Genomic DNA, 12661 nt, shown 5'->3' on the forward strand with positions numbered 1-12661 from the left:
TTATTTAATTTATTATCAATAGATTAGCAAAAAATAACTACAAAATGGCAAAGCCATCTGCCTTCAGAATACTGTCTGTTTTGGATACGCGCGAGCAAAAAAAGCTGCTGGTGTATTTGCAAAGTAAGTTTTTCTCCAACAGCAAGGAGTTGGCCCCTTTGTTGAAAGGCTGGCAGTCGCTTAAGGGGAAGCCGTTGGACAAGGAGATGATTTTTGCGAAAGCAAAACCGCAGCGAAAGTTCAATAAGCGTGATTGGTACCTGATGGTCAGTAGGTTACAGGCGGCTACAGAATCCTTCCTTGGTTTACGGCATTTTGAAGAAGATAAAGCCCAGCAGCAATTGTCCCTTTTGCGGGCTTTACGCCAATTGCAGTTGCCAGTATTTTTTGAACGAACTTTTCGGCAAACAAAGAAAACCGCAGCAAAGGAAAAACGTGCCGAGGCCAAGCACCTATTGTGGGAATACCAATTGGAGCTAGAGTACTACGACTATATCGCTAGCCCTAAACGCGGCGAGCGCACCAACCTGCAAGAGGTTACGGATAAGCTGGATCACTTCTTCATAGCGGAGAAGTTGCGGCATGCCTGTTTGGCCCACAGTCGTTGGTTGGCTAACCAGGAAGACTATTCCATACGCTATCTGGAAGCAATTTTGATGGATTTGGACGAACGCCCGGAATTGTTCAAAGTGCCTGCGATTGTGATGTACGCGAGTTGTTATCAGGCCATTGCCGAAGGTGGTGAAGAAGAGGATTTTCGTCGTCTGCGCCGGGTGTTGGAACATTTCCAGGATAATTTCCCGTCGGCAGAAATTAGAGACGTTTATCTACTAGCCATCAATTTTTGTATTCGGGCAATGAACCAGGGGCGACCGGAATTTATCGCAGAAACCCAGGCGCTTTACCAGGAAAGTCTGGCCGGTGGTTATCTTTTAGAAGATGGCCAACTCCCCAGCAGCACTTTTACCAACATCGTCGCACTGGGGCTCAAGCTGGAAAACTATGCGGGCATTGCTACATTTATTCAAACCTACGCAAAAGACTTACCAGGGCCCGAGCGGGAGTCGGTGGTGTATTTCAACTTGGCCCGCCTCTATCATGCACAGGAGGAATACGAGCAGTCCCTGCGTGCTATTTTGCAAGTAGACACCAAAGAGCCTTTCCTCTACTTGGGAGCCAAAAGTCTGCAAGTACGCATTTTCGTAGAGCTGGAAGAGTGGGATGCTCTGGATAGTCTACTCGACCAACTACGTGTATACCTCCAACGAAAAAATGACCTGGGCTACCGTGGTGAAAGCTACCGTCATTTGCTCCACTTTTGCCGTCGTTTAAGGCAGCTTGCTCCCGGGGATCGTGCAGCCCGTCAGCAACTTCGCTCAGAAATCGTAGATGCTCCCAGTTTTGCGGAAAAAGAATGGTTTTTAAAGCGGATATTGGTATAATGAAGTCGGAAGGCGGAAAGCGGAAAGCGGAAGTGTTTTGGATCAGCTAGTGTCAAGATAAACTGAGACAGGAATGAAGAAACACCACCTTTTCATATGTACATGTATCTCGTTAATTCCGACTTCCCACTTCCCACTTTGAAAAGCATTTAATACCCACTTGCTTTATCTCGCTAAACCTTCCTTTATGCTATTCGAAAAACTCATCCCCTACGAAGCTGCTTGCCTGATCATGGAGGCTTATATTGCCTACCACGGGAAGTACAAGCGGATCACTAAAAGAGCACAAATTCGCTTTGAGCGCAAGGATTGGCATGGCATTCAGGAGGATAGTCGTGGGCGGATTACGCTCTATAAAGAAACAGTAGGAGAAACCACCAAGCGGCTGCTAGACTTTTTGGGGGAAAGGGCCCACGATCGAGACTTGTGGCTACATACGAAAGTGCATTATGCAGAAGAGGTGGCCAACTTCAACACTCGTAATATTGCGGAATCCTTTTACAATTCCGTCTTCCGGCATGCGCATCACGGCGAGTTGGGCAAAGACGACGAACTGATGTTTGTCCACGGTAGGGGTAGCTATAGAGAATTCAAGAGTACCATCCCCATCTACTATACCTTACCGCTGACGGGCTCCTACGAGCTGACACTAAAGCATATCCTTGAATACTACGCTTTTGATATCCCTTATGAAGATCAGGAGCGTGACCTGGGCTACCTGCTGCGAAGTTTAAGAGAATGGGCAGCTGAAAATACAGTGGAGGGATTTCCGGCACAGTTGCAAGTTTTGAAATCCGTTTTCTACCGCAACAAAGCAGCTTACGTAGTGGGACGGCTGCTACAATACGGCAAACCTACCCCCTTTGTGATGCCTATCCTACACGGAAAAAATGGGCTAATTGTGGATGCCTTGCTTTTACAAGAACAAGAGGTTAGCACCATCTTTTCCTACAACCGCGCCTACTTTTTAGTGGATGTAGATATCGCCAGTGAGATGGTTGACTTTTTACGGTCAATCATGCCGACGAAGAGTTTAGGAGAAATGTACAATTCCATTGGGTTCGAAAAACACGGAAAAACGGTATTCTACCGCGATTTTGAACGCCACTTGGCCCAAACGATGGACGAGTTTTGCTTTCCGGCAGGAATCAAAGGGATGGTGATGACGGTATTTACCTTGCCCTCCCACCCTACTGTTTTTAAGGTGATCAAAGACAAATTTAAGCCACCTAAGCAAGTTACCTTCCAGGATGTAGTAGAACGCTATGAACTGGTAAACAAACACGACCGGGTAGGCAGGATGGCCGATAGTTACCTTTTTCAGCAACTGGCATTGCCATTGGACCGCGTGGCAAAGGAGGTACTCAAGGAGCTGCAAGAAGAATGTGCTTCCCAGATTGAGGTCACCTCCGACACTTTGATCATCAAACATTGCTACATTGAAAAACGGATGATTCCGCTGGATGTTTATCTGCAAAAAGCCAATGATCACGAGGCACGCGAAGCCATCAACGAATACGGCAAGGCGATCAAGGAGATGGCTGCAGTGAATATTTTCCCAGGGGATATGCTACTCAAAAACTTCGGGGTTACTCGCCTCAAGCGGGTGGTCTTTTATGATTATGATGAGATCGGTTTTCTGACGGATTACAAATTCCGGTCTATCCCTGCTCCCCGCGACCCTTGGGACGAGATGGCGGCAGAGCCCTACTACCACGTGGGGCCTCATGATGTTTTCCCCGAAGAGTTTCCGCGCTTCCTGGTTGCCAATGAGCAACATCGAGCATTTTTGATGGAACTCCATCCGGATCTTTTTACGCCCGATTTTTGGCAAAGGGTGCAAGAGCTACACCGCCGGGGAGAGATTGCCACCGTGTACCCCTACCGGCGGCGGCGTGCGTTTCGGCACTTGTACGGTGGTGAACCACGGGAAGCTTATTTCGTGGATGATTATTGAGGGGATGAAGGATTCATCATTACTAAAGAATTTCCTTCGCATCTTTGATAATTGCTTCCAGCGAACGGTTATACATGTCAAACAACTTGGGGTTGTATTCCTTATTTACCTCAATGACAGGAATCTTACTGCGAGGAATTCCGAAAGTGTAATTAGATACCAGCATTTTACCCGCAAAGCTACTACGGTCTACCGATAAAAAATGAGCAGTAGGAAAATGTTTATAGGTGTAAATTTCAAATTGGGCCCCTTCACATAATGCCGCAAGTTCTGCTTTAATTTTCTTAAGATCCTCGATAATTTGAGGAATTAGTGCGTCACCAAAAGCATCTTCCGGTAATACCGTAGCACGGTCTGTAAAATAGGCGCGCGTTAAATTACTATCTGGATCAGCGAGGTAACATTTGATCACTACCCCCCTACCTAATATACCCGTCACTAAGTAGTTTGGGAAAAATTCGTATTTTTTGGCGTGAAAATCAAGCTAAGTCAATCCGAGTACGATCAATTACGTCAAATTCAGAAGCATCCGAATTTGCCCCCGCGTCAATTCCGCAAGGTTACGGTCTTGATTATGTTGCATCAGGGACATAAGATCAAGGTCATTGAGGCTGCGCTGGGTTTGGATGATAATACCATCAGACGTTACGCGAAAGCCTTTTATGAAAAGGGATTGACGGCTTACCTCTTGGATGGGTTTACGCCCTATTCAGGAAAACTGAACGAGGAAGAGATTTTACTCTTGACAGCTCACTTGGAAGAGAACTTGTACGAAGAAGCCGCTTCCATTTGTGAGTATGTTCAAGTAACCTTTGGCGTTATTTATTCGGTATCTGGTATGACTCAGCTCCTGCATCGCATTGGCTTTGTATACAAGCAGACCAAGGCAGTAGCCAGCAAAGCTAACGAACAAGATCAGCTGGATTTTCTAGATGACGTACTGCCCAAACTTTTGGAACAAGCCGTACAAGGAGAAGCAGTAGTATACTACGCTGATGGCTGTCATCCCACCCATAATACCAAAACGGGGAGAGCTTGGATACGCAAGGGCCGAGACTTTGAGGTGGACTGTAATAGCGGTCGTAAACGGGTAAATATCAACGGTGCGATCAATGCACTTAAGCCTGAGCACCTGGTTTATGACATCACTGATTCTATCAATGCACAGTCTACCCAACGGCTGTGCCGGCAATTATTGAAGAAACATCCAAAGAAGAAAATATATCTGATCTGCGATAATGCCCGCTATAATCGCAATAAAATGCTCCAGGACTGGGCCGCTGATCAGCGCATAGAATTTGTATTTCTACCCCCTTATTGCATATTCCGGTCCATCTGACCCCCCTATTCCGATTTGGTCTGACCCCCTCATTCCGGAGCTTTGACCCCCCTAGGATGTTAATAACTTTCCGGAGGTCTGACCCCCTAGTAAAAAGTGGAAGTTTGGTTAAAATGCTATCTCGTGTGGCTATCAAAGCTGCACAGTATGGCCAAGACCAAACGTATGGATCAAATCAAGACTATACTACGAACTTATCTTCATTGTCATTCGATCAAGGGCACGGCTCGTCGTCTGGGCGTTTCCAAGAACACGGTACGTGATTATCTTCGCCTTGCTCAGGGTTGCGATATAGACATTGGGACTTTATTGGAGTTACCCGACGATCAGTTGTTTAAGATTTTCTACGCTAAGGAGGAGCAAGAAGCTCAAGGCCGGGAAGCCGTCTTTGAACAGCAAGTCAAAGGCTGGCTTGAAGAGCTCAAAAAGGTGGGCGTGACGCGTTATCTGTTATGGCAGGAATACCGCGAGGAACATGCTGATAGTTATGGTTACAGCCAGTTCTGCGAACGACTGCGCAGAAAGATCGGTTACCAGGAACTTACCTTGCCCATCGAACATCGACCTGGTGACGTTTTACAACTCGACTTTGCTGGCAAAAAGCTTTATCTGGTAGACCCCAAGACGGGAGAACTCCGGCCTTGCGAAGTGCTCGTCGGGGTGCTGGCCCACAGTCAATATACCTTTGCCATGGCCTTGCCCTCCCAGTCGGTGATGGACTTCGTTACGGGGATCAATGAGGCGCTGCTTTTTTTTGGTGGTGTACCGGCGGTGATCCTGTCGGATAATCTCAAAGCTTATGTCACCAAGGCCAATCGCTACGAGCCCAGTTTTAACGAACTGTGCGTTCAACTGGCCGCTCATTACCAGTGTGACTTACAGGCCACTCGCGTGGCCAAACCCAAAGACAAGGCCAGCGTGGAGAACATGGTTCGCACGGCCTACAGCCGTATCTATGCGCCCTTGCGCAACGATGTCTTTCACAGCATTGAGGAACTCAATGAGGCCATTGGCCTCCAGCTAGCGATCCACAACGAGACCCCCTTTCAGAAGCGGGAAGGTAGCCGTAAAAGCTGCTTTGAGACCTACGAAAAAGAGCAACTCAGCCAGCTGCCCAATGAGCTGTTCGAGCCCCGCAAAACGGTCTCGGCCAAAATCCAGCGCAACTACCATGTGTATCTGGGCGAAGAGAAAAACTACTACTCTGTGCCCTACCAATACGCGGGCAAACAAGCCACCGTCATCTACAGCTCTAAAACCGTTGAGATCTACGTTGGCCCGCAGCGCGTAGCCACCCATACCCGCTTATCGCGTCACGACACCTACACTTATCAGACGACCGAAAGCCACCTGCCCAGTAACCATCAGGAATGGAAAAAGGCCCAGGGGTATGATGCGGCTTACTTTACCTCACAGGCCACAAAGATCGGCCCAGCTACCGAATGGGCTATCGCCCAAATACTGCTCTCCCGTCGCCACGAGGCTCATACCTACAAGTCTTGCCTGGGCGTCATGTCGCTGGCCAGGAAGTACACGCCCGAACGCCTCGAAAATGCCTGCCGACGCTGCCAGGGCGCTGGAAAAACAACCTACACCATGCTCAAAAATATCCTGGAACGAAAACTGGATATAGAACCGGAGCAGCCCGACTTGTTCTCTCCACCGACCCACGATAATATCCGTGGTCCTCAAGCTTATCAATAATCTTTTTTAACCATAAATCTTCCACCATGAAGAATGCTTCTTTAGACCTCTTACGACAACTCAAACTCACCGGTATGGCCTCCGCTTACGAGGCAGCCCTGAGTTTACCCATCAACCAGCAACCCGATGTCCACGAACTCCTCGCCCGACTCGTCGATGCCGAACAGCAACACCGAGCCTTACGGCGCATGAACATGTACCTCAAGCTCAGTAAGCTACGCTACCAGGCCAATATCAAGGACATCGAATGCTCCAACCAGCGAAATCTGAGTAAGGAAAAACTAGCCACCCTGGCCGACTGTGCCTGGATCGAACGAGGAGAAAACGTACTCATCACCGGGGCTACAGGGTGTGGAAAATCTTATCTGGGCTGCGCCATTGGTCATCACGCCTGTGTCAATGGCCACCGAACCCTTTACTTCAACATGAACCGTTTGTGCGAACAGATTACCCTGGCCCAAGCTGAGGGTTCTATTATCAAGTGGCTCAATCAAATCCAGAAAGCACAGCTCATTATCCTCGATGACTTTGGTCTGCAACCCATCACCCACACCGTCAAACTCCTCCTTCTTCAAATCCTCGAAGACCGCTACGAAAGGGCTGCTACGATGATCTGTTCACAACTCCCCGTAGGCAGCTGGTACGAGTACTTCGATGAACCCACTATTGCTGATGCTATCCTCGATCGTATCATCCCCAGGGCTCATCGTATCGAACTCAAAGGAAAAAGCCTCAGAAAACGTCCAAATCACTTATCTTAACACCATCAAATACCAAACTTATCCACAAGGGGGTCAAAGCTCCGGAATGAGGGGGTCAGATAGATCGGAATACGCACCTTATTCTCCTAATTTGAATCTAATAGAGCGGCTTTGGAAGTTTATGCGTAAAAAAGTCATCAGCTCTATTTACTACGATACGTATTCAAAATTCAAAGACGGAATAATTGATTTTCTCAATGACACTAAGTCACACAAGTCAGAGTTACGCAGGCTACTAACGTTGAATTTTCGTTCAGTAGGTGGGACTTCTGTATACGCCCAAACCACTTAGGGACGGGTATAATGCAAGAATGGGATCTTTGAAATCTGCATCTTTCCTATTTGAAAAAAAGCCAACAAATTGCCGCAGTCGAATTCCTAAGAAAATTATTTCTCTTTTAGCGGATTGAAGGAATTCTACTTTTTCTTCAATACTTCTGCGCCCATCAAAATGAAAAACAGGCTCTCTTTTAACAGCCGTCGACGCTTCATCAGGTACATCTATAATCTCTCTCTGCCAGTTTTTGTCTTCCCTTTTTATATAAGTTTCTGAGACCGGGTCGTAGTACCAACCTAATTCCAATTCGAGTAATTTGGTTAACCCCATCTTTATTTTCAAAAGCGAACTATCTCCAACACGTTTATTATTAATCAATTTATTAAAGAGAGAAGTCGACACACCAAATCCTAAAACATCCATTTTTTGACAAATGACCGCCTGGGTATAAATGACCGAATCCTGTTCCTTTAAAATCCCAAGTGCAGCCTTGATGAGATCAAGGTTTTTTTGACGTACTGACATTAGCGTGTTGGTTTTCTAGCCTTCAAAATAGCACTTTTTTCTATTGATAAGCTGGTGAGTAAATTTAGAAATTTCCATCAATTTCCATAAAATTTTGGAAGGCTTTTCAAGCTCCTTGATTGCTTTTTTTTGCCTCTAAATTTGTAGTGTTCTCTACATCTAATTAGTTAAAACATCATGGCTTTTTGAAGTTCAGTGGCGATCACTGAGCCTGCTATTGCTATGCCTAAAAGGATGTAGAGGTTTTCTCATTTCAAATTTAACATTATGAAAAAGCCTTTGTCCTCGAAGCAAATTACCACTACCCAAAAGCAAATTTTAAGCACTGAGCAAATGCTTAAAATAAAGGGTGGAAATGGAGATAGTAATCCTCCGGTAGATCCTAATGAGATAGTTATTGATGACATTATCAATGGCTAGTAAATTTTTAACAGAAGAGGTGAAGTCGCGCTTGACTTCGCCTCTTTTTATGATGAAAGCAGCAAGCGCTGACCTACTTCTAGCAACCATTTGCGCCCGACCAACTTAGGTGTCGCTTCTATTTCAACCAATAATCCCTTGGTAGCCAAGGTAACGTCCTCGGTGAAACGCTTGTAGATCAAGTTAATTAATCTTCTCACAAGCGATAAAAAACTCAGGTGCTGCTCAACCAAATCGGAGGAGATTTTGCCATCGCCTCTCTCCAGGTATTTACGAAAAGTATCCACCCCTGCAATAAGTGTTTTCTCGATTATTTCTTCCAGTGTAAGGTCGAAATTATCTAAGTAAACCAATTCTACTGCGGATGTAATCATCAATTTTCGGTACCGCAAAACGTACAACAAATGATAATCTTTACCTTCCTCCCAAGTATTGTACAAAATGGTCAGACATTCAGAAAACTGCTCGCGTAAAAAAAACAGTTCAGCACGAGCGTAATTAACGGCTAGGTCATTGCTACCTCCAGTAAGTTTGCTGCTGTAGGTATTGATGTAGTTTTCAACAAATTCATCTTCTCCACAGATACAACCTGTAATAACTACGTTGAGATAATCATTGATGCCTTCCTCGATAACAGTTTCGGGTGACCAGGCCAATCTGCGTTTGTTCCACAATAGGATGGTTGGCCAAAGGTCTAAATGTCCATTTTTCAAAGCACGAGAAAGGGCATTTAGGGTATACTTACACAAGCTGTAGCGTTCTACAGGATCTAATTTTTCCTGTTCATCTTCAAAAAGCGTTAGAAAATCTTCGTAATACTTGGGAAAATCTTCTTGATCATACTTACTCATGAGGTAGTTGCGATGATAGAGCTCCATAAGATTCACCGTAGATGCAGGAGGCGTTGGAGGAATCTTCTTTTCATCTTTTCTGGCTGTCTTTTCTAAATTGATCCGCTCTAGCGCAAATTTACTTTTATAGGTTTGATAAAGCGCATCAAGCTTTCCTTCCATTTCACTCAACAATGCCATTCCTATTTGTTCTCGATCAGTGCTTTGCGCGTGGTAGTGCTGATAAGCTAATTCGAAATCATCTGAGAGCTGTTGAATACCTTGAGGAGCCTCCGCATTAAGGGTTCGTAATTGCTGAATAGCCTTAGCTAGCTCATCGGGTAGCGTTTGGTTACGTAAGATAGCTTGTAGCAAACGCCAACGATGCGTTTTTTCGGGTTGCATCTCTCTTAAGACAACGATGTCAATGATGGCATCACCGAGTTTTTCGACGCAAGCACAGAGGTAATTAATGCTCAGTTCTTGCTTGCGGCCCTTGTTCCATTTATTGAGAATAAATGATCCTTTAATACTGTCATAATTATTTTTTGTAGCTAACTGAATACGCTCAAAAAGATAAATAAGACGCTTGTTATTATTGAGTAAAGGAGAGGCCAAATAATCAGTTAATTCCTTATCACTTTCTCCAAGAAACAAGTCGTACAACTTATTAAAGTACAAAAATGCTTCTTCGCCTTCTTTTTCTTGCTCCCAAACGATGTGAGTCACAGTCATCTTTTTCGGCATTTATTCAATTGACTACCAATATATTACAAATTTAAAAAACAATATTTAGTGGTTATTTTTGTAGCATTTTCGAGTGAAAATCGACAAAAAATGTCCGAGAAGAAAAATTCAAGGAGTCCCATCTTTATGTCACAATAGCAACCTAACAATGTAACCAAAAGAGGCTACTCATGAACAATGATACAACCAAAGATAACACAGATGTGATTTTCACAAAAAGACAATTGGACGTGTTGACGATATGGTCGGAAGTCGCTGGGGAAGATATGATTGCGGATCGGATGGGACTCAGTAAGCACACCGTGCACACACTCCTGCGTCGTGCTCGCCATCGTGTAGGAGCAAAGCGCACCTTTGATGCTTATAAATACGCCCTGGATCGAGGTTGGATAAATCCTTAGCATCAAGGGTCGCTGTCTCTACTTAAGTCTTTGCTTACAAGACTTGATAAAAGAAATGTAAACACCTAGAAACTGTTTTTTTTCTAACAAACTTTCGCCAGCTCACCGGGGACACCTCTCTTGATATGCAGGTTTTTGTTTAGCCAAACATGTGTGGTCTGTTATTAAGTGGGGAGGTGAGCTGGTTTTTTTAGAAAATAACAGTTGGTGGTTTTAGCCTCTTAAAATTGGTCGTTTCGCCTGCTTGATGTGTTGATTGTCGTCAACATTCCTCTATGATATTTGTCTCTTCTCTGGCAAATCTTAATGTATTTCCCTACTTTCAACAATCAACCATCAACAAACGCATGCCCCGCACCATCGACCATATCGTCTACGCCGTTTTTGACCTTGACCGTGCCATCGCTGATTTTACTCAATTACTGGGTATAGCTCCTGTTTTTGGTGGACACCACCAAGATCGAGGCACCAAAAATGCATTGCTAAACTTGGGAAAAGGCTGCTACCTCGAAATCATTGCTATCGACGAATGGAATACCCGTGTGGCCCCTCCTCGCTGGATGGGCTTAGATGTCTTGCAAAAGCCACAAATCACGCGTTGGTGCCTGAAGTCGGAGAACCTGGCTAAAGATCAAGCACTCCTGAAAGCCTACGACCCAAAAATGGGAGAGCAGTGGAGTGGAAAGCGCCAAACTGCCTCCGGTGAACTCCTCGCTTGGGAAATGCTCTTACCCTTGCCGGAACCCGAGGTAGAGGTAGTACCTTTTATGGTGGATTGGGGAGCTTCGGCTTTTCATCCTACAGAACGATTGGAGGAAAAATGCTTCTGGCATGAACTCATCCTTTATCATCCGGAACCAATGCTTGTTGAAAGTTTGTTTGGCACATTAGCAATTGGCTTTTCTGTAAAAAAAGCAGACCAAGCAGCCATCTCGCTTAGCATTGAATCTCCGCTAGGCAGGGTAATATTGTGATAAGTATTCTTGTGATTTAAGAAAAGAATAGTATTTTCCGAGCCTCAAAAATAGCTTTGGCTTAGTTTTATAGTTATGAAAGAATTACTCCCCGCCGGAGCCCGCGCCCTCGTTTTAGCGATGCAAACGCCCTCACCCAAAGGACATATCGGTATCCCTACATTGATTTGGGGTCGCCCTGGAGTAGGTAAATCTAGTTTTGTGGAAGCCTTGGCCAAAGATGACTTTCCTGTATTAACACTCATTGCATCTATTCATGACCCGACAGATTTCTCAGGACTGCCTGTTTTTACAGATGGCAAGGTGCATTATGCCCGACCAGAATGGTTGGACTATTTTGCAGAAAAAAAACAAGGAATATTGTTTCTTGATGAGCTAACAACTGCTCCTCCAGCAGTACAAGCAGCTTTGCTTAGAGTTGTGTTGGAAAGAAAAGTGGGATTTTTTCCCCTGCCGGATCACGTAAGGGTGATTGCCGCCGCCAATCCACCTGATATGATGACTGGAGGATGGGATCTAAGCCCTCCTCTTCGAAATCGCTTTGTACATCTCCAATGGGATTTACCTATGGATGTTTATTTGGCTGGCATGACCAATGGTTTTGCTCAACCTGATTCACCCAAAATTCCAATTGCCCAACACCGTATCCTTATGGATAATTGGAAGTTGAAGATTGCTGCATTTTTACGACAAATGCCTGATGCTCTACACGGAGATATGGAAGAAGATGAATTCGCTTTTGCTAGTCCCCGAAGTTGGGAATACCTGGCTGCATTGCTGGCTACCTGTGAAATAGAAGGTGAAGCACCAATGCCGGAGACGATCGCCAGCACGGCTTGTTTGGAACTTGTTCGCGGATGTATCGGGGAAGGCTTAGGTGTCGCTTTTATTTCTTTTTTACTAGAATTACGCTTGCCTGACCCTGAAGAAATCCTTACCCAAAAGACACAAATAGATTTGCCACAGCTTAACGACAGTGAGGTCTTTGTCTTTTTTGGTGCCTTAGGGCATTACCTGGAACGTCATTTCACCCATGAGAAGTTGGTAGATCTAGCAACAGTATATTTCTCTTTGGTGCAAACCGTATTTGCTGATGAACGAAGAGATGTTATCTACCCTAGCTTGAAACATATTTGTCAGAAAGGATTACTGACAAAAACATTAGGCCAAGCACAAAGACGCTCAAATGAAGATAAAGCAGTGGTACTGGCTGCTATTCAATCGCTATTTATTGATGAAGGATTGAATGACTTTATCGACGTATTCGAATCGTAAAAGAGCTAA

Annotated in this window: 12 protein-coding genes; 9 read left to right on the forward strand and 3 right to left on the reverse strand. The window is 45.1% G+C overall.

Annotation, left to right across the window (positions count from 1 at the left end; genetic code table 11):
- The first annotated feature begins 44 nt into the window (after positions 1-44).
- The gene (locus AB0L18_RS26135; protein ID WP_367390271.1) at positions 45-1442 is read left to right on the forward strand and encodes a hypothetical protein; all 1398 of its coding nucleotides are present in this window, start codon (positions 45-47) and stop codon (positions 1440-1442) included.
- A 187-nt stretch (positions 1443-1629) separates the two neighbouring features.
- The gene (gene aceK, locus AB0L18_RS26140; protein WP_367390272.1) at positions 1630-3399 is read left to right on the forward strand and encodes a bifunctional isocitrate dehydrogenase kinase/phosphatase; all 1770 of its coding nucleotides are present in this window, start codon (positions 1630-1632) and stop codon (positions 3397-3399) included.
- 22 nt (positions 3400-3421) lie between these two features.
- Here the strand turns inward: aceK and AB0L18_RS26145 are convergent, their stop codons facing one another.
- On the reverse strand, positions 3422-3838 hold the full coding sequence (locus AB0L18_RS26145; RefSeq protein WP_367390273.1) for a hypothetical protein: 417 nt from the start codon (positions 3836-3838) through the stop codon (positions 3422-3424).
- A gap of 33 nt (positions 3839-3871) precedes the next feature.
- Between AB0L18_RS26145 and AB0L18_RS26150 the strand changes: the two genes are divergently transcribed.
- The 3 genes from AB0L18_RS26150 (at position 3872) to istB (ending at position 7203) form a co-directional block, all read left to right on the forward strand.
- Positions 3872-4738 carry an IS630 family transposase gene (locus AB0L18_RS26150; RefSeq protein WP_367390274.1) on the forward strand — a complete coding sequence of 289 codons (867 nt, stop codon included), beginning with the start codon at positions 3872-3874 and terminating at the stop codon, positions 4736-4738.
- A 147-nt stretch (positions 4739-4885) separates the two neighbouring features.
- Positions 4886-6442 carry an IS21 family transposase gene (gene istA / locus AB0L18_RS26155; protein WP_367388762.1) on the forward strand — a complete coding sequence of 519 codons (1557 nt, stop codon included), beginning with the start codon at positions 4886-4888 and terminating at the stop codon, positions 6440-6442.
- A 26-nt stretch (positions 6443-6468) separates the two neighbouring features.
- Complete coding sequence (gene istB, locus AB0L18_RS26160) at positions 6469-7203, forward strand: IS21-like element helper ATPase IstB (RefSeq protein ID WP_367388761.1); 735 nt, start codon at positions 6469-6471, stop codon at positions 7201-7203.
- Between the two features lie 253 nt (positions 7204-7456).
- On the opposite strand, the gene AB0L18_RS26165 is transcribed toward istB, so the two are convergent.
- Positions 7457-8005 carry a hypothetical protein gene (locus AB0L18_RS26165; RefSeq protein WP_367390275.1) on the reverse strand — a complete coding sequence of 183 codons (549 nt, stop codon included), beginning with the start codon at positions 8003-8005 and terminating at the stop codon, positions 7457-7459.
- A 267-nt stretch (positions 8006-8272) separates the two neighbouring features.
- Between AB0L18_RS26165 and AB0L18_RS26170 the strand changes: the two genes are divergently transcribed.
- Positions 8273-8425 (forward strand): hypothetical protein, encoded by a 153-nt coding sequence (locus AB0L18_RS26170; RefSeq protein ID WP_367390276.1) that lies wholly within the window; start codon positions 8273-8275, stop codon positions 8423-8425.
- 47 nt (positions 8426-8472) lie between these two features.
- On the opposite strand, the gene AB0L18_RS26175 is transcribed toward AB0L18_RS26170, so the two are convergent.
- A complete protein-coding gene (locus AB0L18_RS26175; RefSeq protein WP_367390277.1) occupies positions 8473-9990 on the reverse strand; it encodes a hypothetical protein in 1518 nt (505 codons plus the stop codon).
- Between the two features lie 182 nt (positions 9991-10172).
- On the opposite strand from AB0L18_RS26175, the gene AB0L18_RS26180 reads away from it, so the two are divergent.
- From AB0L18_RS26180 to AB0L18_RS26190, 3 genes are all read left to right on the forward strand, one after another.
- Positions 10173-10403, forward strand: coding sequence for a LuxR C-terminal-related transcriptional regulator (locus AB0L18_RS26180; protein WP_367390278.1), 231 nt, complete (start codon positions 10173-10175; stop codon positions 10401-10403).
- Positions 10404-10678: 275 nt separating this feature from the next.
- The gene (locus AB0L18_RS26185; RefSeq protein WP_367390279.1) at positions 10679-11377 is read left to right on the forward strand and encodes a VOC family protein; all 699 of its coding nucleotides are present in this window, start codon (positions 10679-10681) and stop codon (positions 11375-11377) included.
- Positions 11378-11452: 75 nt separating this feature from the next.
- Entirely contained in the window at positions 11453-12652 is a 1200-nt protein-coding gene (locus AB0L18_RS26190) for an AAA family ATPase (protein WP_367390280.1), read from the forward strand.
- Positions 12653-12661: the final 9 nt, after the last annotated feature.

This window comes from Lewinella sp. LCG006 (genome assembly GCF_040784935.1).
GTDB lineage: Bacteria > Bacteroidota > Bacteroidia > Chitinophagales > Saprospiraceae > Lewinella.